Source organism: Bacillus sp. FF-1, assembly GCF_028548245.1.
In the GTDB taxonomy this organism is placed as follows: domain Bacteria; phylum Bacillota; class Bacilli; order Bacillales; family Bacillaceae_G; genus Bacillus_A; species Bacillus_A paranthracis.
Window position 1 is genome coordinate 356,312 of record NZ_JAQQGG010000001.1, and the last position, 22,775, is coordinate 379,086.

A 22,775-nucleotide genomic window follows, 5' to 3' on the forward strand; every position below is an offset into this window, starting at 1 on the left:
TTCTATATAGAAGGGGAGCAGACGTAATGAAACGTAAATATGGTGACGGTTCTTCGTGGAAGCGACTACTAGAGAAGGATTATACGGTTAAGCAAATAGAAGAAGGAATGCTAGGAATACTGGAAATAAAAAAGGTGAGAGAACCTAGTTGTAAAGAATATGATGGTAAGGAACTTTGTATTGCTGGTAATCAGTATACGTGGATTCAATATTTCATAGACGAGAAAAACTTTGCGATTACCGCTATGTTAGATGATCAAAAGGAATTAGTGCAATATTATATCGATGTGGCGAAAGACTATGAAATAGACGAGCGTGGTTTACCGTATTTTGATGATTTATATTTAGATGTAGTATTATTACCGAATGGTAAAATCTATGTATTGGATGAAGATGAGTTAGAGGATGCTTATAAAAGTGGCGATGTTACAAAAGAAGAGTATGAGTTAGCTTGGTACACTACAAAGTGGATTATAGCTGCAATAAAAAATAATGAATTTTATTGGATTTCAATATTGGAAGAAGAAATCAAAAAGTTAAAATGATTATTGTATTCAAATTTTTGTATAATTACCAAAAAAATCTATACAAAAAATAATTGACTTTTGTTTTGTAAGCGAGTAAAGTTAGGGAAGAAATTATTATTAAAAAATAAATATGAAACCTTCTTATAAAGAGAGGCGGAGGGACTGGCCCTACGATGCCTCGGCAGCGGACTCGATTTCAGAGTGCTGTGCCAAATCCAGCAAGCATATGCTTGAAAGATGAGAAGAGCGTTTCTTATAGATGTATAAGACCTCTTCTCGTTGGAAGAGGTCTTTTGTTATTCATTAGAAAAAGGTTGAAACTAGGGAGAGATGGTACTTTGAAAGAAACGAGAGGAAATGGTTTGGCATTATTACCACTTGGGATATTTTTGGCGCTATTTATTGGTTCTGGAATTATTACAGGTGATTTCTATAAATTGCCGATACTTGTAGCAATTTCAATTGCTGTAGGAGTCGCTTTAGCAATGAATCGTAAAGAAAGTTTTCATGTAAAAGTGGAACGATTTGCTAAAGGTGCAGGGAACCCAGACATTATGATTATGGTTCTAATTTTTGTACTGGCAGGAGCATTTTCTGAAACAGCAAAAGGGATGGGTGGCGTTGATTCTACAGTTAACTTAGCGCTATCAATTTTACCACAAGGATTTATCGTAGCTGGCATTTTCGTTATAGGAGCATTTATTTCATTAGCGATGGGAACTTCAATGGGAACAATTGCTGCATTAGCACCAATTGCTGTAGGTATTAGTGGGCAAACTGATATCTCAATTGCACTTACGATGGCTACTGTTGTTGGCGGAGCGATGTTTGGTGATAATTTATCATTTATTTCAGATACAACAATCGCAGCTGTACGTTCACAAGGAACAGAAATGAAAGATAAGTTTAAAACGAACTTTTTAATTGTATTACCAGCGGCTATTATTACAATCGTACTATTAGTAATCATTACTTTAGGAAGTGATACGCAGATTAAAACGCATAGCTTTGACTGGATAAAGATTTTACCGTATGCAGGAGTACTTATTACAGCGCTACTTGGTTGGAATGTACTTATCGTGTTAACTGGTGGAACTGTACTATCTGGGGTTATCGGTCTTTTAGATGGAAGTTATACGTTAGAGAGTTTCTTTAAAAGTGTAACGACTGGAATGGGCGGTATGATGGAGTTAGTATTACTCGCTATTTTAATTGGCGGTATGGTCGAATTGATTCAATATAATGGTGGCATTCAATATTTAATGAATATTTTAACGCGTAACATTCGTTCAAAAAAAGGAGCAGAGTTCGGTATAGCTGGTTTAGTAGGTATGACGAATATGTGTACAGCGAATAATACAATTTCTATTATATTTACAGGTCCGCTTGCGAAAAACATTGCAGATCAATATGAAATTGATCCTCGTAAATCAGCGAGTGTATTAGATCTTTTCTCGTGCTGTGTGCAAGGGTTAATTCCGTATGGTGCGCAAATGTTAACAGCAGCAGGATTTGCGGCGTTATCTCCAATTGAACTGTTACCATATGCGTTTTATCCAATCTTAGTTGGAGTATGTGGAATCATTTCTATATTAATTGGTTTCCCGAGGTTTTCTAAAGTAGCGGAAAAGAAAGAGTATCATAAAACAGCATAATGAAAATGAAGTGTATGAAAAGTAACGAAAGCCGTACAGAGAATGTTCTCTGTACGGCTTTTTATGTGCGGGAAAAGAGTGAATGATCCCATGCTACCGTATGTTTTTACAAAAGGCTGAATGCAACTCGGTCTTAAGTCTGAGTTAAAAACGGTTCTTAAGCTCGTTATGGAAAAAAGAAAAAATAGTTAAGATAAGAGTATCAAATCGAAGGGAGGCAAGCACAAGATGAAACAATTTCTAGCGTTTATCGCGGCTGGTATTTTAGCTTTAATTGCTCTTGGTAGTCTTGCTGGTATTGTAGGATTCGCAATCGGAGCAGGAGTTGTGTACTGGAGCTATAAATCATTTGTGCGAGCACAATCATTTTTTGGAAAGTTAGCTTGGGGTATTGTTGGTTTGATCGGCTTGTCCATCGCCCTTTCTCATTCCCCAGCATTAATTGGTATTGCAGCATTAGTAGTTTTATACTACGGATACCGTGAGTGGAAAAAAGAAAAAGATGTAGTTGTTGATTCTGCTCCAGAAAGTTCTAAACCATATAGCAACTTTGAAGATGAGTGGAACAAGTTAATGAAAAACTAATATAAAATCAATCAAATTTATAAAGTAGAAGAGAGGAAGATTATAATGAAACAATCTTTATTCGGACGTGTACGCGATGCAATTTTAGCAGATTTTCATAATGTGTTAGATGAGAAAGAAAGAAAAAATCCAATTGCTATGTTAAACCAATATTTACGTGATAGTGAGCGTGAAATAACAAAAATTGAGAAGTTAATTCAGCGTCATAAAACATTAAAATCTAACTTTGCCCGTGAGCTTGAGCAAGCACGTTATTTCGTGAATAAAAGATCTAAGCAAGCGATTATCGCTCAAGAAGCAGGCGAATTACAACTACATGAGCGTGCATTAGAAGAAGTAGCTTATTATGAAGGGCAAGTAACTCGATTAGAAGAAATGTATACAGGTGTTGTAGAACAAATTGATGAGTTAGAGCGTCGTCTTTCTGAAATGAAAAATAAATTAAAAGAAATGCACGCAAAACGTATGGAATTAATGGCACGTGAAAATATGGCACATGCAAATCGTCGTATGAATACTGCGATGCATAAAATGGATGAAAATAATCCATTCTTACGCTTTGAAGAAATTGAAGATCATATTCGCGACTTAGAAACTCGTATGAACGAGGAGCATGAACGTGATACATTTGATATGAAGATTGCAAAGCTTGAGCGTGAAATGAAAGAAAAGAATGATGTATCGTTAACGAAAGAGTTAACAAAATAATAGTAGTATATTATAAAACAGGCTTATGATATAGTGATAGGAGAAAAGGTGTTGGAAAGCAATGCCTTTTCTTCTATGTATATGTGACAAGAAGGGGGGAGCTGAAATGAAGAAACATTTTTCAAAGACACAATTAATGGGGATGCTCCTCATCATATTTGGATTCGGTCTTTTTCTTGATATGATACTTGGACATTTTGAACCAGGTGGTCTCATTTTTGCATTTATTATGCTTATGTTTGGAAGACATTATCGTAAAAAGAATCGTTATGTACGGGGAAATGTATTTTTATTTATTGGTGGTATCGTATTTTTATTCTTCTTATTTTCATCAGCAGCATTTGTTCTTGTCGTATTTGCTTGTTTAGCTTTAATTGGTTATCAATTGATTCAACAAGGACATAAGCAAAAGGCAATGAAGGTTGAAATTAAAGAAAAAGGGATTATAGACGAAGAGAAGCAAATATATCGTACAGAACCATATTTGAAAAATATGTTTGTAGGCAATGTACGAATGATGGATCATATTTATGAACTTGAGGATATAAATGTTCAATATGGTGCTTGTGATGTGGAAATAGATTTAACAACTGCCATGATTCCAGAAGGAGAAACGGTAATTGTTATTCGGGGTGTCGTTGGTAATATTCGTTTATATGTGCCATATGATATTGAACTGTCTTTAAATCATTCTGTTATTGTCGGACGTGTGCTCTTGCCAGGTCATGAGGAGACAGGGTTTAACCGCAATGTTACATTTAGAACAGAGCAGTATAAAGAGGCTCCTCGTCGTATTAAAATTATTTCTTCGCTTGTCGTAGGCGATACGGAAGTGAGGAAAGTATAATGAAGAAACAAAAAAATATTTCGTGGATGTATATTCGTTATTCTATGTTGTCCTCAGTTAGTATCGCACTCATTTGTACAATTGTATATGTATGGAAAAGTGAGCAACAAGTATATGATTTATTATGGAAGGAATCCATCGCTTCTGTTCCAATTGGCTTGTTTATTATGACTACAAGTTTACTTATCGGGGGAATTGTAGGATATGCAATCGGTTACTATATAGAGCAGCGTATACAAGGGTTAAATACGTTTCTATTTGAAGTGGAGCGAGGGAATTTTCCAAGCGATGTTTCGTTTACTGCAGATGATGAATTTCATGAAGTGGAACGAAAAGTAATCGGTCTGGCTCGTCGATTAGAGGAGCAAGCTGGACTCTTTCAAAAAGTAACGAATGAACGAGCTCATTGGAATGAAGAGATGAGACAAGAAGCGATTTCCCAAGAAAGGCATCGATTGGCGAGGGAGCTGCATGATTCTGTAAGTCAGCAGCTTTTTGCAATGTCGATGATGATGTCGGCTATTAATGAACAAGTAGCTGAATTTCCAGAAACGACGAAAAAGCAGTTGCAACTTGTTGAAAATATGGTTGTAAATGCACAATCAGAGATGAGAGCATTGCTTCTTCATTTACGCCCAGTACAGTTAGAAGGTAAGAAACTAACAGAAGGTATAGAAGAATTATTAACAGAACTATCTAGAAAGCAACATATGAAAATTGAATGGTTAATTGAACCGATTCAATTAAAAAAAGGTGTAGAAGATCACTTATTCCGCATTGTACAAGAGGCGCTATCTAACACTTTACGTCATGCGAAGGCAAAGAAAACAGAAGTGCGTCTTCGAAAAATTGATCAATATGCAATATTGAAAATTATTGATGATGGTGTAGGTTTTAAAGTAGGAGTGAATAAGGCTGGTTCTTACGGATTAAGGTCAATACAAGAGCGTGTTCATGAAATTGGTGGGACATTAAAGGTACTTAGTTTTCCAAATAAAGGTACACAAATAGAAGTAAAAGTACCGATTATGATTGAGAGAGGGGGAGAATCATGATTAAAGTATTACTAGTGGATGATCATGAAATGGTTCGAATGGGTGTATCAGCATATTTATCAACGCAGCCAGATATTGAAGTAGTTGGAGAAGCTGAAAATGGAAGAAAAGGTTCAGAGTTAGCTTTGCAATTAAGGCCGGATATTATTTTGATGGACCTTGTCATGGATGAGATGGATGGTGTTGAAGCAACACGTGCTATTATTCAAGAATGGCCAGAAGCAAAAATTGTAGTTGTAACGAGCTTTTTAGATGATGAGAAATTGTATCCTGTTATTGAGGCCGGAGCGACAAGTTATTTATTAAAAACATCAAGAGCGAGTGATATAGCAGACGCTGTACGAGCTACTTATGATGGAGAAACGGTATTAGAGCCGAAAGTTACTGGTAAAATGATGTCTCGTATGCGTCAGAAGAAAGAACAACCTTTGCATGAGGAGTTAACAGAAAGAGAGTCTGAAATTTTGTTATTAATTGCAGAGGGGAAAAGTAATCAAGAGATTGCAGACGAGTTGTTTATTGCCCTCAAAACAGTAAAGACACATGTGAGCAATATATTAAATAAGCTAAATGTAAGTGACCGCACACAGGCAGTTATTTATGCGTTTCGACATCAATTGACGAAATGAGAAAGTGAAATTTTAACCAGTGGGGTGGTCCCCACTGGTTATTAGTTTGTACAAAATCTTTTTATTGACGCTAATAAATGTAAGCGTTATCATTTAGTTGTTAACAGTACATACAAAGGGGAGAATGTATATGCTAGTTCAAACGATATTTGGCATGGATAAATCAAAAAAATTAGGGGATTATGTGAACGCATTACAAGCGCTTTGTGAACAATATAATGTTGAAACAGATAAAATTGCAATTGTTGAGGCGACAGAAGAGTACTATTTATTTTTAATAAAGCAAGAAGAGTGCTACGATGTTGTCAAAGTAGAAACAGTGGATACAAATATCGACTATTATACGAAAGCGTATAAAATAAGCAGTTTTAATCATACTGCTTATCAAAAGTAAAAAACTCCCTTTTGGGAGTTTTTTTAGGATGCTTTTACTTCACAAGATTCGGTTAGTAAGGGAACTTTTTTCGCGCCACTTAGCTTAGCGATTGCAAGGCCAATAAGAGCTCCAGCTAATGCAGGTACTAGCCAGCCTATGCCTTCATTATATAAAGGGATAAATTCAAAATATGATGTGATAAATGAAACTGAAATACCTCCTTGTTTTAATCCATCAAATACGCTCACTATAGCTGCTCCAATTAAAGCACCTACATAAACAGAACGATATCCACCAAAATATTTATGAAGTAACGATAGTAGAACAAGTACGATTGCAATTGGATATACAACGAGTAGAATTGGAACAGAGATGGCAATGATTTTTGTTAAACCTAAGTTAGCAACTAGTAACCCTAAAGCACAAATGATACTTGCGAATGTTTTGTATGAAAATTTAGTCAATAATGTTGAGAAATATTGACTACATGCAGATACGAGTCCAACACATGTCGTTAAGCAAGCGAGTGTAACGATTAGAGCTAGTAGAAGTAAGCCGTATGGACCGAATAATTGTTGTACGATAACAGTAAGTAATTGTCCACCATTCTTTGCATATCCGAGCGAGACGCTAGTTGTACCGAGCCAGCCAAGCGCACCATATACAAGTACGAGACCAGTAGCGGCAATAAGTCCTGCTTTTGCTGTTGCGATGGCAATGGATTTACGATCATTCACACCTTTAGAGCGAATAGCATTTACAACGATAATTCCAAATGCAAGTGCTGAAATGGTATCCATCGTTAAGTATCCTTCCATAAATCCTTTGAAGATCGGGGAAGTTTGATACTCTTGCATCGCTGGTCCTGATTGCCCGAGTGGTGTAAATACACTTTTAACAAACAATAAGAAAATAGAGAGTAATAAAATAGGTGTTAATATATTTCCAATGCGATCTACAAGTTTAGATGGATTCAAGCTCAGCCAATATACGATAGCAAAGAATATGATTGTATATACAAATAGCACTAGGCTGCTAGAACGGATTGTTTCTGGTAAGAAAGAACTTACACCCATTTCATAAGCGACATTTGCAACGCGTGGAATACCCATAGAAGGACCAATGGCAATGTATACAACTACCGTAAAGAATATTCCGAATAATGGGTGAACATGACTTGCAAGTTGTTGCATACCATTTCCTGATAGAGAAATTGCGATAACAGTTAGTAGTGGTAAACCGACTCCTGTTAGTAAAAATCCAATCATTGCCGGCCAAAAGTTTTCACCTGCATTTTGTCCAAGCATGGGAGGGAAAATTAAATTACCTGCCCCAAAAAATAAAGAAAATAGCATAAGACCCGTGAAAAAAATATGTTTTTTTGATACAGTGTTCATTGTTTTTCCTCCTTTTTTACATTCATTTGTAAGAACACAAAAAACTCGTCCCTAAAGAAAGGGACGAGTTATATTTACCCGCGATACCACCCTAATTTATACATGTAGAAATGAGTCTATATGTATACGGCTTTACAACGTACAACATGATACGTGTTCCTTGTAACGGGGGACAGCCGGTAAGAACTTACTATAACATTCGGTTCTACTTCTCGGAGATGATTTTCGGTTATGCACTGAACGTTGGCTTTCAGCAAATCGCCAACTCTCTGGGGGACAGTCCTATAACGTACTCGTTCTCGTCAATGAATTTTTATTCAAGTATTCTGACAGTATTGTTACATGTTTTTTTTTGAAAGTCAATATTTTTTTGAAAAAGATATATTTATATGCGGAATTATTTGAGATAATATTCTTTTTTTGAGGTAAAGGGGGATGTAAATTGGATTGTAAAATGGGAGTAAAAAGTTGTAGAGAATTGTAAAGTTTGCGGAGAAAGTTGATATTTATAGGAGTAAAGAAGGGATTATTTGAATTTACAGAGAATAATACAACAATCCACTTGCTGGAAAGAACAAACCAAAAGAGGTGACTGGAATGCTTGCGATGGGAGTATTATTTGGCATTATTGCTATAATTGGTTTTATATGGTTATATTATTCGCGTTCGTTTAAACAAGCAGAAGTTTTACTCTTTCAAAAAGGTAGTTTGTTGACAAATCAGTCTAGATATTTAGTATGTCCGAAGTGTGGAAGTGCACAGGCCAGAAGTGGAGGGTATCAAGAGTGTTGCAAAATTAGATTATGAAAGAAGGAAGCCTCACATTATTTTGTGAGGCTTCCTTCCTTACAACTTCATGGCGCTCCAAATGGTCCACCTATCCCTTTCGATAATAGGAGAGACGTTTTGTAAGGCAGTCTGTACTTGTTGTAGAAGTTGAGAAAGTTCATAATCTGTTAATTCGTATAGAATGGATCGACCTGTTCGGGGGGATAAATCTTGCAATAATGCTTCGACAGACTCATGTATTTTTCGTACTTCCCATTGTGTTTGAGTGGGGAACACGTGAAGAAAATATTTTTGTAATTCTTGTTGTATCGTGGTGGTTTTTGGTCGTCTTTTTGATTCTATTTCGATAAGTTTCGGAAATATAGAGAAAAAATATCCACGAATGTGTTCAGGGCTTCCAGGAATTGTACAATCTTCAATGGTTCGGTCTTGTACAATAAGTACACCGTTTTTCTTTAATATACGAGAAGCTTCACGTAGAAATGTAGGAATGTCTTGCAAATGATGAATAACCGCACGCGAAATAACAATGTCGAATGTATCGTTAGGATATGGAGTACTATGTGCATCACCGTGAATGAATGAAATATTTGAAAATCCACTACAGTTTTCTTTTGCAGCTTGTAATATTTCTTTTGAAAAATCAAGCCCAACAACACTTTTTGCTCCCATAAGAGCAAGTTCTTTCGTATAAATCCCGCCACCACAGCCGATATCAATTATTCGTTTGTTTTGTATGTCTGTAATATTTTTTATCATTTCTCTCCAAGAAATATGGGCGTTTCGCTGTGCGTATGTGTATTTATTATTTGCATCGTGAAAATTAATGGGCATGAAAAAGACCTCCTTTCAATGCTTAGTATAGCGTATTTTATAGTGTGTCACGTTTTTGTTTTTTATATGAAGATTATAAGAATTTCTTATTGTAAAAGGAGGATTCAGTTGAAAAGGAAATATGTATTGTTGTTATTTGCTATGTTACTAGCATCTTGTAGTCAAGTTGAGCAAAAAAAAGAAACAAAAAAAGTGGAAGAGACGGTGAATGAAGTGAAAGAAACAATAGAGGTAACCGTTATACAAAAAAAAGATAAAGAGAAAAAGTTACAGGAATCTGAAGCTAATGTAGTAATAGACATTATAGATAAAGCTGAAAAACAAGAAATAACAGGTAGCTTCGGTGAACCTGAATATGAAATACAAATTAGTAGAGATGGGAAAAAGGAAACATATTATGCATGGCTAAGAGGAGAGGATAGACGAGGATGGATACAACATAAGAAAGCTATGTATATGCTGAATAAAAAAGATACAGAAAAGCTTTTGGCTATATTTCCAAATGTATCAGAACAAAAAGAAGATGAGATACAAGTAGGTCCTTTAACGGAAGTAACGAAAAAAGATTTGCAGATTACCGCGTTTCATATTAAAGCGGGCGATCAAAAAGTGAATTATACAGTACGGTATACGATTTCACAATCACTATACAACAAGTTAGAGAAGGAACAAAAATACTATTTGCAGGTTATTTTTCCAGAAAAAGTTCAAAAATTAATTGGAGCAAAAGAGAGTGAAAAAATCTTAGGAGAAAAGGTAAAGGAAGGATATAAACAGTATGAATTGCATGCTACTGTTCCGGTACAAGGTGCTTCAGAATCACAATTAAAGTCATTAGAAACATATTATGAAAATTATGATTTAAAAATATTAAATAGTAAACAAGAAAAAATAGGTGTTTTTCAAAATATTATTCAAATTGTTAAAGAGTATGGTGAAAAAATGAATTTACAAAGGTAAAGTGAATCTTTATTTAGTCCTTACGGATTGGGGTGAATAAAAATTTGTCAATTTTATATGTACTTTTCTAGGAAATGATAATAGAGAGGGGACGCCCCTCTCTATTACTTTGCTTTTGCAGATGGCTCATTCATTGATTTTCGTGTAATAAGGAAAGAAATCATAAGAGCGGAAAGGATGATAAGGGCAATAAATACGTGATTGGGCAACAAATCTAATAATAATACGTAACTAACAGTATAAAAAATAAGAGTTGAAGCTAAAAACGATAGAGCGCCTATTATGAGAGATTGTAAATTCAATTGTGTGCACCTCCTTTTATTTATATTTTTGGCTAAAAATGGATTATATAAACATTATTTCTAACAATAGAAAAAAATATGTCATAATAGAGAAAAGAACAAGCTTTGATGAATGTATATGATTCATTAATGAAAGATAAAGGAGAGGAATATGAAAAATAATAAAAAAGGATTATGGGGAATTCTTGTTGCAATAGGGCTATTTTTACTTTCTAAGTTAAAGTGGGTATTTGCAATTTTTAAATTAGCAAAGTTTTCAACGGTATTTAGTATGTTTCTATCACTTGGTGCGTACGCGGTTATATATGGTTGGAAATTTGGGGTAGCGCTCATTTATTTGTTGTTTATTCATGAAATGGGCCATTTATGGGCTGCGAAAAGAAAAGGTATACCAACATCGCCAGCAATATTTATTCCATTTATGGGCGCTCTTATTGGGATGAAAGAGATGCCTAAAAATGCAAAAGATGAAGCATATATTGCCTATATGGGACCTCTTTTCGGATTATTTTCATTTTTACCGGCTATTCCACTTTATATGATAACGAAAGAGCCGTTTTGGGCGCTCATTATTTTACTCGGAAGTATGATTAATTTCTTTAATTTAATTCCGGTTTCTCCGTTAGACGGGGGACGGATTATTTCAGTTGTAAGTACGAAAATTTGGGGAGCGGGGCTTGTTTTATTACTTGGGTATTCAATTTATTTTAAAAGTATTTTGGGAGGATTTATTGTTATTATCGGCTGTATGGAATTGTATAGAGTAATAAAAAGAGATGAGCCAATTAAGGAATTAGGATATAAAATTGATGGAATGAAAGAATATGTTGCAAGGCTTGAAGAGGAGTTAAAAGAAACTGGTGCTGTGCATCGAAATATATATATGATGCAACATGAAATAAATGTATTAAGGCAAAAAGAAAGAGAGAAAGAATTAAAAACAGGAGAATTTCAAAAGATTGAAGTGTTAGAGTATTTGTTACCGAAGTTTGAGCCACTGGATTACGTCCCGTATGAAGATGAAAAAGAAACACATACCATTCATATAAGAGAAGCATTTGAAATGTCAGAAAGAAAATTAGAGGAATGGGATGCGGAAAAGAGACAACAGGAAAACTACTATAAAGTGGATACAAAAACGAAATGGACGGTATTTGCTTGTTATATCGGATTAATGGCTATACTTGGCTACGCAGCTTATGAAGGATATATTGTTTTACAAGAACATTTGCCAACGAGAAATGTATAAAAGAATATTGTCGAAATGATAGGAAGAATTTATACAGGAATTATATTTCTACGAGAGAATGTTACAAGTATAGTCATACATTGTAATATCTTTAGTAGAGAAGGAGTTCTGTATATGAAGAAATTGTTAAATGTATTCGTGATTATTATCGTAATGATCATTGCGAGCTATAGTCTTATGAAAGTATTATTACATTATGCGAATAAGCCCGCTGAGGTAAGTACAACAGCTGAAATAGAAGATGTGCAAGAAGAGACAAAAGTACTAGATTTTATTCGTATGACACATGAAAGTTATAATAATTTCTTAAATTATGGTAAAGCAGAGAATTATACAGAAGGGGACTGGAACCAATTTAAACAATGGTTTCAACAACAAGAATCATCGTTAAAAAATATACATACAGACATAAAGAATGAAAAAATAAAACGTGATGTAAATAGAAGCTATGAAATTGTAAAAAAAGGTGTGGAGCTCCAAAATATTGAGTATGTAGTGTATGCACATCGCGTATACCATGATTTAGACATTATTGTAAATAAATATAGGGGTGAAACGAACATCTGGGGGTATACAGAAGTTGGAGATGGGAAAGATATAAGGGTAATTGAACAAGCGATACAGTCTAAATAATAAGCGAGCTAGCATTCTAGTTGGCTTATTTTATTTTGTAAGTTCAGTGTTCATATATTTTTCACAAAAACACCGTGTTAATAGTGATTAAAATCACAATCTGTATTATACAATTCAGTTAAACTAAAAACAGTTAAGGAAATAGAGGAGTGGGATACAATGTTAAGTGAAAAAACAATTGAAATCGTAAAGTCAACAGTACCATTATTACAGGAAAAAGGCGTTGAAATTACAACGAGATTTTATGAAATTTTATTTTCGGAACATCCGGAGTTATTGAATATTTTCAACCATACAAATCAGAAAAAGGGAAGACAACAACAAGCGTTAGCGAATGCTGTTTATGCAGCTGCAACGTACATTGATAATTTAGAAGCTATTATTCCAGTTGTAAAACAAATTGGTCATAAGCATAGAAGTTTAGGTATTAAAGCAGAGCATTATCCGATTGTAGGTACATGTTTATTACGTGCAATTAAAGAGGTCGCAGGTGCACCTGATGAAGTATTAAACGCATGGGGAGAAGCGTATGGTGTCATTGCTGATGCATTCATTAGCATTGAAGCAGAGATGTATGAAGAAGCGGCACATAAAGAAGGTGGATGGAAAGATTTCCGTAACTTTGTAGTTGTTAAAAAAGTGAAGGAAAGCGATGTTATTACGTCATTTTATTTAAAACCTGAAGATGGAGGGAAAGTTTCTTCATTCATCCCAGGACAATATGTAACGGTTCAAATAAATATCGAAGGTGAAACATATACACATAATCGTCAATATAGCTTATCAGATGCTCCTGGAAAAGAATATTATCGTATTAGTGTAAAGAAAGAAAAAGGTATAGATACGCCGGATGGTAAAGTATCTAATTACTTACATGATCATGTAAAAGAAGGCGATATGTTACCAGTAAGTGCACCAGCAGGAGATTTCGTATTAAATATGGATTCAACTTTACCAGTTGTCTTAATTAGTGGTGGAGTAGGTATTACACCAATGATGAGTATGCTAAATACGTTAATTGAACAAGATTCAAAACGTAATGTATGTTTTGTTCATGCAGCGATAAATAGTAATACACATGCAATGAAAGAACACGTTGAGGCAGTAGATAATGAATATGAACAAGTTAAAGCATATACTTGTTATTCTGCACCAACTGAAAAAGATTTAGAAATGAAGAACTTTGATAAAAAAGGTTTTGTTGAAAGAGAATGGTTACAAACTATTATTCCGACAACTGAAGCAGAGTTTTATTTCTGTGGTCCAATACCATTTATGAAACATATAAATGCTGTACTAACTGATTTAGGTGTGAAACAAGAACATATTCATTATGAATTTTTCGGTCCAGCAGCAAGTTTACAATAAATTGAGCTTTAAGAAGCAAAAAAAACGAGGTGTTATTTTACCTCGTTTTTTATTTGTTCTCGTAATAGTCGATTTACTGTTTCACGGCGTATACCGATCAGTTGACCAATTTCAGTTTGCGTTAATATTTCATATATAGGAATGTCACCTAAATATAGTGTGAACCATTCTTGTAAGCGATGAAGGCGTTCTTTCGGAGAGACGGTCGTCAATTGGTCGATACGTTGCTGCATCATTCTTAATTTTGACTGTAATTGCATAGCGATATTTGCATATGATGCAGGATCCGCTTGAAGTTGATCATACCATTCATTACTCATTATAGGTTCAACTTCTGTTTTCATTAAAGCGATTGCTGTACCGTGATATTCCTTCGGTGAAATTAAAGAATGGTGAGGTATCGTTTCTCCTGGAACGATAATATTGAATAGAAATGGTGTTCCATTTTCTTCTAACCTTACTACTTTTAATAAACCTGTTTTTATAAAATATAAAGGACCGTCCTCACCTTGACGGAATAGTACATCTCCTTTGTGTAAAATCAATGTTAGCCCCCCATTTAAACATCTCTATTTCTTTTATTTTAGCGTATATGTATAAAGATAATATACTTTACAACAGCAATTTCATTGACGAAATATATGCTATTACAGTAGTATACTATTTAGTGTGTAATAGTACTAGCAATGAATACGCTGTAGGGGGTTTAGTATATTGTTAGATGCGATAAAAATGACGGATATGAGAATTCCAGCGAATGCCATCATTCATGTAGAAGAGATGAAAGGTGGAGTCGTGTTATCCGTTGAAGTAGACGGCCAAATTATTTATACGATGGCTTATGATGAAGAAACAGATAGTTATGCTGAATTATATGATCGAAACGATAAGAGGGCGTGCCAAGTACATGAAGATTTTATGGGATGGTCACTTCTTCATTAAAAAAGATGTCAATATGACATCTTTTTTTATTAAACCGATAGAATATACAAAGAAATGAAATATAAGGATAAAATTTGTAATAAATGATTTTGCATTGTTAGCACTTTGTAACTGCAACTGAATTATTTTTTCGCTATCATAAAGATAACAGTCGCAGTCATAGGAGTGGTCAACGTGAAGAAAGTACATATTTCCAATTACATGTTATTATGTGTTTGTCTAATTTTATTTGTTCTCTTAGGAGGATTTTTATATTCATGTGTATAAAAAAAACGCATTCTAAAAAGAACGCGTTATAAAAAAGAAGTAATGATTAATCTAGTCCCAAGAATAATTAATGTGATACGCAATAAATTAATTACGGCGTTACCGCTTAATTTTGTATTAATATATGCCCCGATTTTTCCACCAATCCATGCACCAGGAATAAGAATTAATGCGTAAATCCAGCTGACATTTCCAAGGGAGATGTGAGTTGCAGAACTTACAATTGCTGATAGAAATACGATAAACATCGAAGTTGCTACAGCAATATGTGCTGGGAATGCAAAAAGTAGCATCATTGCTGGAACAAGTAAAGCACCGCCACCAATTCCAAATAATCCAGATATAAAACCAACTATAAAGGCGATAAATATAGCGAGAAGCGGTGGGAATTGATAGTGTACAGTGTTTCCTTCGTTATCTGTAAAAGAGCGCTTGATTACAGTCATATTTGATAAAGAAAGGGGTTTTAATTTGTCTCGTAACATAAGAAGAATGGAGACAAAAATAAGAAAAATCCCAAAATATAAAGAAAATGTATCTTGGTTTAAAAATTTATTCGCCAACGAGCCGATGATACCACCAGGGCCACTCCCGATAAATAAAATAAGTCCACTTTTGTAATCTACTCGTTTATGCTTCATATAAGTAAGGGTGGAAGATAGTCCCGTAAAAACGACTGTTACCATTGAAGTTCCTACTGCAAGTTGTGGTGACAGGCTATGTAATCCGATTAATAACGGAACAATAATAATTCCGCCGCCAAGTCCGACTAGACTCCCGACTGTCCCGGCGATTAGCCCGATGAAAAGTAACATGATGTATTCCAAAATTGCCAACTCCTCTATATAACTTATCCACCAATTATTATACACGCTTTTTCATGAGAAAAAGCTTTGTTCACAAAAAAGTCGTCTTCCTAGAAAAATAAGGAAGACGACTTTTAATTAAAAGATTAAGTGTAATAAAGAATAAAATAAAGCAGCTAATGAAGCTGAAATAGGAAGTGTGATAACCCAAGTAATTAACATGCGTTTTGCAGTTCCCCATTTTACACCTTTTACACGATGAGAAGCACCAACCCCTAAAATAGAAGAGGAGATAACGTGCGTCGTACTAACTGGTAAGTGAATGAATGTTGCCCCGAAAATAACAAGAGATGATGATAAATCAGCAGCTACCCCATTTACAGGACGAATTTTCATAATTTGTCCACCGACAGTTTTAATAATTTTCCATCCGCCGACAGAAGTACCAAGACCCATTGCAATGGCACAAGATAATTGTACCCAGAACGGGATGTCGCTAGAAGTATGATAACTATTCGCCATAAGAGCCATTGTAATAATTCCCATTGCTTTTTGCGCATCATTCGTACCATGTGTATAAGCTTGTAATGCAGCAGTGAAAATCTGGAATATACGGAAGTTTTTGTTCGTCTTCGTTAAATTAAAGTTTTTAAAGACGACTTTAAAAATACTGTATACGATATAACCAATAACAAATGCGATAATTGGTGAAATGATTAAAGCTTCAATAATTTTTATGAATCCTTTAAAGTTTAATGAACTAAAACCAGCAGCAGCGATAGCTGCACCTGCGATGGAGCCAATGATTGCATGCGAAGAACTACTTGGAATACCGTAGTACCAAGTAATCAAATTCCATGCTATTGCCGCAAGTAAAGCGGCTAAAATTACAAGAGAACCATTTTGTAAAGCGAACGGATCAACGATATCTTTCGTAATCGTTTTTGCTACACCTGTAAATGTCATCGCACCTAAAAAGTTCATAATAGCTGCCATAATAATTGCATGTCTAGGCTTTAGAGCTTTCGTTGAAACAGCCGTTGCAATAGCGTTTGCTGTATCGTGAAATCCATTAATAAAGTCAAAAGCTAAAGCGCAAATGACTACTAAAACGGTCAGTATCAAGAGTGTATCCATGATCAAACTCCTTACGCGTTCTTCATAATAATTGTTTCTAATACGTTTGCAACGCTTTGGCAGCTATCCGCTACTTCTTCAAGCTCTTCGTAAATCTCTTTGTATTGAATGATCTTAATTGGATCTTTTTCACGAGAGAATAAGTGCTTAATCGCGTGACGGCGAATATCATCACATTGTGATTCATAATCTTTAATCTTAATCGCATTTGTACGAATGTCGACTAATTTTTTGTTAGACATTAATTCAACAGAGTTTGCAATTTCAATCGCACATTGATTAATTGCTTCTACGAATTTAATCATGTATTCATCAGCTTCTGTAATAGAATACATTTCGAATAGACCAGCACTATGATCTAATCCGTCTAATACATCATCCATACTCATTGCAAGCTGTAGGATGTCCTCACGTTCAATAGGAGTAATAAACGCTTTATTTAGCTCCATAATGATTTCGTGAATAAATGAGTCACCTTTTGACTCATACTCTTTCATGCGCATAGAAAACTCTTTTAAATCGCTAGCATTTTTAATTTTATACTCCACGAAAAACTGCGCGCCTTCTTTTAAATTTTCGGAAACATTCATTAACATTTCAGAAAATTTATCTTTTTTTGATTTAAAGACCATTATTAGTTACCCCCACAAAAGTAATATATGTAAAATATATTGGCTAGTCAATTCTAACAAAAAACTGTCGTTTTTTAAAACATTTTATCGAAAAGTTTACAAAAACTTAACATAACTCTTATTGTTGTATTAATAATATTAATAATCAATATTGAATATCTTACTTGTAGAATGTCCTTTTCTTGCAAAAAGTATGAATGTGAAAGAAAAGCTTTACACTACAGGAAAGACTACGTTATTATAATAAATTTAAAAGGAGGTATATTCTTCCTTTTGAAAAGAAGAGTGTAAACAAACGAAGGAAGTGAACGAATGAAATTGAAGAACACTCACTTAAAAAAAATGCAGGAGTGGTTCAACAAGAGGAAGAAGCTTCGTAATTCATTAATTGTATTAGGAAGTTTGCTCGCTACTCTATTTATTGCTATAAATATAATAATTTCTATTCAAGACATATCTGAATTAAAGCAAGCTGTTCCGCAGCCGACCTTAATTTATGATGCAAATAATGAAGTTGCGACTAAATTAGCTTCTTCTAAAACAGAAGGCGTAAAAAAGAAAGATATTCCTGATATTATGGTTCAGGCCATTGTTGCAGTAGAAGATAAGGAATTTTTTAACCATCACGGGATTTACTATAGTGGAATTATAAGTGCAGTTTTTAAAAATATTACAGCAGGAGAAGTTGTAGCAGGGGGAAGTACAATTACACAACAACTTGCGAAAAATGTATTTCTGACACAAGACCGCACATACTCTCGAAAAATTAAGGAATATTTTTTAACAAAAAAAATAGAGCGTACGTATACGAAAGATGAAATCATTGAAATGTATATGAACCAAATTTATTTTGGTGAAGGTGCTTGGGGTATAAAAAGAGCAGCTAAATCTTATTTTGATAAAGATGTAAAAGATTTAACAATTTCAGAAGCAGCAACGATTGCGGGCTTGATTAAAGCACCATCTGCGTATTCACCTTATAAAAACTTTAACAAGTCAATTGAAAGACGTAATGTCGTATTAAGTTTAATGAAAGAGCAAGGGTATATTTCGGACGAACAGTATAATAAAGAAAAAGAGAGTGGACTTGTGTTAAAACGTGGCGTTGATGATAAATACAAGGGAAAATACTCTCAATATGTAGACTATATTGTTAGAGAGGCGATGGACCAGTACGAATTAACACAAAATGAAATTTTAGCAGGTGGTTATCGTATTTATACAGAGCTTGACCCGAAAAAACAACAGGCCGTAGAAGACGTTGTGAATAATGATAGTTATTTCAAAGATAGTGGCTCAGACCAACTCATGCAAACGGGTGTAGTTCTTATGAATCCCAAAACAGGTGGTATACCAGCTTTAGTTGGAGGCAGAGGGCCGTATCAGTTTTTACAGTTTAACCATGCAACCCAATTAAAAAGACAACCGGGCTCAACGTTAAAACCTTTGGCTGTATATGTACCAGCGTTAGAACAAGGATATGAAGTATACGATATATTAAAAGATGAACCATTTAACATTAAAGAATATAAACCACAAAATAGCGATCATACTTTTCACGGTGATGTGACAATGTATGAAGCCGTAGCAAAGTCGTATAATGTTTCAGCTGTGTGGCTATTAGAACAAATTGGATTAGATAAAGGATTGAAATCTTTAGAGCGATTTGGTATTCCATTAGTGCCAGAAGATCGTACGTATCCGATTGCTTTAGGCGGTATGCATGTGGGGACATCTCCATTTGTAATGGCTCAAGCATACAGTACATTTGCAAATGACGGAGTCCAAGTGGAAGCTCATGCAATTAGGGAGATACAAAATGCTGAAGGTGAAACGCTTGGAAAGTGGTATAAGAAAGAGACACGAGTGACGAGTGAGAAAGTTTCTCAAAAAATGACATATTTATTAAAAGGTGTTGTCGAAAAGGGAACGGGCGAAAAGGCAAAAGTTAATAATGTTGATACGGCAGGTAAGACAGGAACTACTCAAATTGTAAATGGCCCGAGCACCGGTGCAAAGGATTCATGGTTTGTTGGATACACACCAGATTTAGTAGGTGCGATTTGGGTAGGATATGATAAAACCGATAGCGATCATTATGTTCCGGGTGGTAGTCAAATTACGACGACAATGTTCCGGGATATTATGAAAAAAGCGAACGCAAATCCAGCTCAAAAAGCATTTCAGTTATCGCTCATATCTGAGGCTGATTATAAAAAACAATTGACTACAATAGAAGAGGAAAAACGAAGAAAAGAAGAAGAGAAGAGAAGGAAAGAAGAGGAACAACAACGAAAACAAGAGCAACAAGAGTGGCTTGATAAAGTGAAAGAATGGATTCCTTCATTTTGGTAAAAGAAAGAGGCGAATAAAAAAATTCGCCTCTTATTTTGTATGAAAACAAAATAAAATTTTAATCGGTAGAGATTTTTGTCTATCTTAATTAGCTATTAATCCATATCCGTTGAGATACATGAGATTACTCGTTAAGTACAATATTCGTACTGCCAAAGGATTCGGAATCGTATGTTACGATTATTTTGCCTTTACTAATAGGTTCGTAAGGTAATTCTTCTTCGTAATTACCGTTATTTTCATTGTGGATAGAAAGTGTAATTTCATCGATTTTTTTATTTGTATACTGATTTTTAATCGTTTCAGCAATTTGGAGTAACGCCTCGGAACTAGAAGCTTTCGTAATAAGCATTCCTTTTATAACCCTTTTTTCATTATTTGTGGAATTGGAATAAGGGATGTTGCTTTGTTTTGTATACAAAAGTTTGTATGGAGCAGTTTTTCTCTCTGCTTTTGATATAGTGGAATATTTTAGAGTTAAAAAAAATCCTACACATAAAATAATGCATACCATAAGTGCAAACCAAATGCGTATTAGTGACATAACTCTCATTTTCATCCCTCTTTCATATCTTTGACTTCACTATTTATCATACAAAATAAGGATTAAGATAGAGTAAATTTGAGGTAAAGAAACGTAAAGAAGGAACACTTATCCTCCCAAATAAGTGCTCCTTTCTATATAAAGAGAGATTTAATGCACGGTTAAACGATACATATTATTATAAATATACTTCTTAAGCGAAAATTAGTAAATTCGGAATACAGATAGTGTTGCTGTTGTATCGCCTGTGTTAGGAATTGAAATAGTGTTTGCTGTAGGCTGTATAGCAATCGTTGTACCAGCTTGTAAAGTAACAATTGTAGAGAAAGAAACAGCACTACCGATAACGTTAGTTGAGAAATTACGAGTAGGTGGTTGACCATTGAATGAAATACCGAATCCAAATGGTGAAGACCCTGGGAAAGTTGTAGACGCTGAGAAACTAATATCATATACGCCTGTTTCTAAAATCGTTAAAGTATCTGAAGTATCATTGAAAGAGATATTAGTTAATTCAAACACTTGATTGAATTGAAGGTTTGTTCCAGGTGATATAGTTTGTGGATTTGAGTTTCCGATTGCCGCGATCGTTACAGGAATTGGTGTACCCGCTGGTCCGGTTGCACCAGTAGCACCTTGAGCACCAGTAGCCCCTGTTGCGCCTGCCGGTCCTTGAGCACCAGTAGCGCCAGTAGCCCCCGCTGGCCCTTGAACGCCTTGAGGTCCTTGAGCACCAGTAGCGCCAGTAGCCCCTGCAGGCCCTTGAACACCTTGAGGTCCTTGAGCACCAGTAGCGCCAGTAGCCCCTGCAGGCCCTTGAACACCTTGAGGTCCTTGAGCACCAGTAGCGCCAGTAGCCCCTGCAGGCCCTTGAACACCTTGAGGCCCAGTAGCACCGGTAGCCCCTGCTGGTCCTTGAACGCCTTGAGGTCCTTGAACGCCTTGAGGTCCTTGAGCACCAGTAGCGCCAGTAGCCCCTGCAGGCCCTTGAACGCCTTGAGGTCCTTGAGCACCAGTAGCGCCAGTAGCGCCAGTAGCCCCTGCAGGCCCTTGAACGCCTTGAGGTCCTTGAGCACCAGTAGCGCCAGTAGCGCCAGTAGCCCCCGCAGGCCCTTGAACACCTTGAGGTCCTTGAGCACCAGTAGCGCCAGTAGCCCCTGCAGGCCCTTGAACGCCTTGAGGTCCTTGAGCACCAGTAGCACCAGTAGCCCCTGCAGGCCCTTGAATACCTTGAGGTCCAGTAGCGCCAGTAGCCCCTGCTGGTCCTTGAACACCTTGAGCACCAGTAGCACCGGTAGCCCCTGCAGGTCCTTGAATACCTTGAGGTCCTTGAGGTCCAGTAGCGCCTTGAACACCTGCAGGTCCTTGAGCGCCTTGAGGTCCAGTAGCGCCAGTAGCCCCTGCCGGTCCTTGAACGCCTTGAGGTCCTTGAGCACCAGTAGCGCCAGTAGCCCCTGCTGGCCCTTGAATGCCTTGAGGCCCTTGAGGTCCAGTAGCGCCTTGAACACCTGCAGGTCCTTGAGCGCCTTGAGGTCCTTGAGGTCCAGTGGCACCTTGAGCCCCCGCTGGTCCTTGAGGCCCAGTAGCCCCCGCCGGTCCTTGAGGCCCAGTAGCGCCAGTAGCACCGGTAGCACCGGTAGCACCCGTAGCACCCGTAGCGCCTCCGCCTCCAAGACAACCTGATCCGTATTGAACTAGGATAGCTTGGATCTCTGTTATGAGTTTAACTAGTTTGTCGGTCGTACAACAATCTACTTTGAATAACTTAGCGATATACAATAAATAATTAAGCAGACTTTGTAGTTCAACGTATAATGCTCCGCATGAGAAAGGTGTTGTTCTTAAAATAGTTAATAGATTAGCAATGATAGAATTTCCAATTTGTTTTTGTGCTGGGGATAAATCTAAGCAATTGAGGAACTTTTGTAAGTTATTGAGCGCAGCTATCAAGTTATCGATATTAGTTTGAGAAGGGTTCTGAAAGACAGCTTGAATAGCTTGGCCAAAAACTTGAAGGAGTCTAACAAATTCTGTAAGTTCGGACTTAGAGATGTTAATATGACTACAAGCTCTGACTTCGCAACAGTCATTACCATAAAATACTTTTCCTTTATTTTTATTGTTCATCTTTTCATTCCTTTCTTTCATAGAATCAATAGTCATTACTATATATTAAAA

The 22,775-nt window shown here is 35.9% G+C and carries 24 protein-coding genes, 1 riboswitch and 1 other annotated feature; of the genes, 15 read left to right on the forward strand and 9 right to left on the reverse strand.

Annotation, left to right across the window (positions count from 1 at the left end):
* Positions 1-26: 26 nt before the first annotated feature.
* From PQF83_RS01940 to PQF83_RS01975, 8 genes are all read left to right on the forward strand, one after another.
* Positions 27-545: a DUF402 domain-containing protein gene (locus PQF83_RS01940; RefSeq protein WP_000824677.1), complete on the forward strand. Its 519-nt coding sequence runs from the start codon at positions 27-29 to the stop codon at positions 543-545.
* Positions 546-665: 120 nt separating this feature from the next.
* A riboswitch (SAM riboswitch) is annotated at positions 666-771 on the forward strand.
* Positions 772-865: 94 nt separating this feature from the next.
* Positions 866-2,182 carry a Na+/H+ antiporter NhaC family protein gene (locus tag PQF83_RS01945; protein ID WP_000665478.1) on the forward strand — a complete coding sequence of 439 codons (1,317 nt, stop codon included), beginning with the start codon at positions 866-868 and terminating at the stop codon, positions 2,180-2,182.
* Positions 2,183-2,410: 228 nt separating this feature from the next.
* Positions 2,411-2,767, forward strand: a complete 357-nt coding sequence (locus tag PQF83_RS01950; RefSeq protein ID WP_000808648.1) for a lmo0954 family membrane protein — start codon at positions 2,411-2,413, stop codon at positions 2,765-2,767.
* A gap of 45 nt (positions 2,768-2,812) precedes the next feature.
* Positions 2,813-3,475 (forward strand): PspA/IM30 family protein, encoded by a 663-nt coding sequence (locus PQF83_RS01955; RefSeq protein ID WP_000814144.1) that lies wholly within the window; start codon positions 2,813-2,815, stop codon positions 3,473-3,475.
* Positions 3,476-3,581: 106 nt separating this feature from the next.
* Positions 3,582-4,322 carry a cell wall-active antibiotics response protein LiaF gene (liaF, locus tag PQF83_RS01960; RefSeq protein WP_000716087.1) on the forward strand — a complete coding sequence of 247 codons (741 nt, stop codon included), beginning with the start codon at positions 3,582-3,584 and terminating at the stop codon, positions 4,320-4,322.
* Positions 4,322-5,377, forward strand: a complete 1,056-nt coding sequence (locus PQF83_RS01965; protein ID WP_000744320.1) for a sensor histidine kinase — start codon at positions 4,322-4,324, stop codon at positions 5,375-5,377. Before liaF ends, PQF83_RS01965 begins: the two co-directional genes overlap by 1 nt.
* Complete coding sequence (locus PQF83_RS01970) at positions 5,374-6,006, forward strand: response regulator (RefSeq protein WP_000598709.1); 633 nt, start codon at positions 5,374-5,376, stop codon at positions 6,004-6,006. The genes PQF83_RS01965 and PQF83_RS01970 overlap by 4 nt, the downstream gene beginning before the upstream one ends.
* Before the next feature lie 124 nt (positions 6,007-6,130).
* Positions 6,131-6,400: a DUF3992 domain-containing protein gene (locus PQF83_RS01975; protein ID WP_001997062.1), complete on the forward strand. Its 270-nt coding sequence runs from the start codon at positions 6,131-6,133 to the stop codon at positions 6,398-6,400.
* A 23-nt stretch (positions 6,401-6,423) separates the two neighbouring features.
* Here PQF83_RS01975 and brnQ3 read toward each other — a convergent pair whose 3' ends face one another.
* On the reverse strand, positions 6,424-7,779 hold the full coding sequence (gene brnQ3 / locus PQF83_RS01980) for a branched-chain amino acid transport system II carrier protein BrnQ3 (RefSeq protein WP_001099164.1): 1,356 nt from the start codon (positions 7,777-7,779) through the stop codon (positions 6,424-6,426).
* 56 nt (positions 7,780-7,835) lie between these two features.
* Positions 7,836-8,094, reverse strand: a binding site (T-box leader).
* Positions 8,095-8,376: 282 nt separating this feature from the next.
* Here brnQ3 and PQF83_RS01985 point away from each other — a divergent pair.
* Positions 8,377-8,586, forward strand: a complete 210-nt coding sequence (locus PQF83_RS01985) for a hypothetical protein (protein WP_000880629.1) — start codon at positions 8,377-8,379, stop codon at positions 8,584-8,586.
* Between the two features lie 39 nt (positions 8,587-8,625).
* On the opposite strand, the gene PQF83_RS01990 is transcribed toward PQF83_RS01985, so the two are convergent.
* Positions 8,626-9,402, reverse strand: a complete 777-nt coding sequence (locus PQF83_RS01990) for a class I SAM-dependent methyltransferase (protein ID WP_001122122.1) — start codon at positions 9,400-9,402, stop codon at positions 8,626-8,628.
* 108 nt (positions 9,403-9,510) lie between these two features.
* On the opposite strand from PQF83_RS01990, the gene PQF83_RS01995 reads away from it, so the two are divergent.
* A complete protein-coding gene (locus PQF83_RS01995) occupies positions 9,511-10,362 on the forward strand; it encodes a hypothetical protein (protein WP_000824714.1) in 852 nt (283 codons plus the stop codon).
* A gap of 104 nt (positions 10,363-10,466) precedes the next feature.
* Here PQF83_RS01995 and PQF83_RS02000 read toward each other — a convergent pair whose 3' ends face one another.
* A complete protein-coding gene (locus PQF83_RS02000; RefSeq protein WP_001053353.1) occupies positions 10,467-10,664 on the reverse strand; it encodes a hypothetical protein in 198 nt (65 codons plus the stop codon).
* 151 nt (positions 10,665-10,815) lie between these two features.
* Between PQF83_RS02000 and PQF83_RS02005 the strand changes: the two genes are divergently transcribed.
* The 3 genes from PQF83_RS02005 to hmpA all read left to right on the forward strand — a co-directional run bounded on the left by PQF83_RS02005 (position 10,816) and on the right by hmpA (position 13,914).
* The gene (locus PQF83_RS02005; protein ID WP_000794507.1) at positions 10,816-11,913 is read left to right on the forward strand and encodes a site-2 protease family protein; all 1,098 of its coding nucleotides are present in this window, start codon (positions 10,816-10,818) and stop codon (positions 11,911-11,913) included.
* A gap of 114 nt (positions 11,914-12,027) precedes the next feature.
* A complete protein-coding gene (locus PQF83_RS02010; RefSeq protein ID WP_000735216.1) occupies positions 12,028-12,546 on the forward strand; it encodes a hypothetical protein in 519 nt (172 codons plus the stop codon).
* A gap of 159 nt (positions 12,547-12,705) precedes the next feature.
* On the forward strand, positions 12,706-13,914 hold the full coding sequence (hmpA, locus tag PQF83_RS02015) for an NO-inducible flavohemoprotein (RefSeq protein ID WP_000947706.1): 1,209 nt from the start codon (positions 12,706-12,708) through the stop codon (positions 13,912-13,914).
* 32 nt (positions 13,915-13,946) lie between these two features.
* On the opposite strand, the gene PQF83_RS02020 is transcribed toward hmpA, so the two are convergent.
* Positions 13,947-14,459, reverse strand: a complete 513-nt coding sequence (locus tag PQF83_RS02020; RefSeq protein WP_000600590.1) for a Crp/Fnr family transcriptional regulator — start codon at positions 14,457-14,459, stop codon at positions 13,947-13,949.
* Between the two features lie 169 nt (positions 14,460-14,628).
* Here PQF83_RS02020 and PQF83_RS02025 point away from each other — a divergent pair, with 169 nt between their 5' ends.
* The gene (locus tag PQF83_RS02025) at positions 14,629-14,856 is read left to right on the forward strand and encodes a hypothetical protein (RefSeq protein ID WP_000882907.1); all 228 of its coding nucleotides are present in this window, start codon (positions 14,629-14,631) and stop codon (positions 14,854-14,856) included.
* Positions 14,857-15,149: 293 nt separating this feature from the next.
* Here the strand turns inward: PQF83_RS02025 and PQF83_RS02030 are convergent, their stop codons facing one another.
* The 3 genes from PQF83_RS02030 to PQF83_RS02040 form a co-directional block, all read right to left on the reverse strand.
* The gene (locus PQF83_RS02030; RefSeq protein WP_000455754.1) at positions 15,150-15,950 is read right to left on the reverse strand and encodes a sulfite exporter TauE/SafE family protein; all 801 of its coding nucleotides are present in this window, start codon (positions 15,948-15,950) and stop codon (positions 15,150-15,152) included.
* Positions 15,951-16,067: 117 nt separating this feature from the next.
* Positions 16,068-17,066: an inorganic phosphate transporter gene (locus tag PQF83_RS02035; protein ID WP_000380271.1), complete on the reverse strand. Its 999-nt coding sequence runs from the start codon at positions 17,064-17,066 to the stop codon at positions 16,068-16,070.
* Between the two features lie 11 nt (positions 17,067-17,077).
* A complete protein-coding gene (locus tag PQF83_RS02040) occupies positions 17,078-17,698 on the reverse strand; it encodes a DUF47 domain-containing protein (protein WP_000231448.1) in 621 nt (206 codons plus the stop codon).
* Positions 17,699-18,010: 312 nt separating this feature from the next.
* Here PQF83_RS02040 and PQF83_RS02045 point away from each other — a divergent pair, with 312 nt between their 5' ends.
* Positions 18,011-20,053 carry a transglycosylase domain-containing protein gene (locus PQF83_RS02045; protein ID WP_000769284.1) on the forward strand — a complete coding sequence of 681 codons (2,043 nt, stop codon included), beginning with the start codon at positions 18,011-18,013 and terminating at the stop codon, positions 20,051-20,053.
* A 124-nt stretch (positions 20,054-20,177) separates the two neighbouring features.
* Here PQF83_RS02045 and PQF83_RS02050 read toward each other — a convergent pair whose 3' ends face one another.
* Both PQF83_RS02050 and PQF83_RS02055 read right to left on the reverse strand, forming a co-directional pair.
* Positions 20,178-20,606: a hypothetical protein gene (locus PQF83_RS02050; RefSeq protein ID WP_001265565.1), complete on the reverse strand. Its 429-nt coding sequence runs from the start codon at positions 20,604-20,606 to the stop codon at positions 20,178-20,180.
* Between the two features lie 195 nt (positions 20,607-20,801).
* Positions 20,802-22,724, reverse strand: a complete 1,923-nt coding sequence (locus tag PQF83_RS02055) for a Gly-Xaa-Xaa repeat protein (protein WP_196240851.1) — start codon at positions 22,722-22,724, stop codon at positions 20,802-20,804.
* Positions 22,725-22,775: the final 51 nt, after the last annotated feature.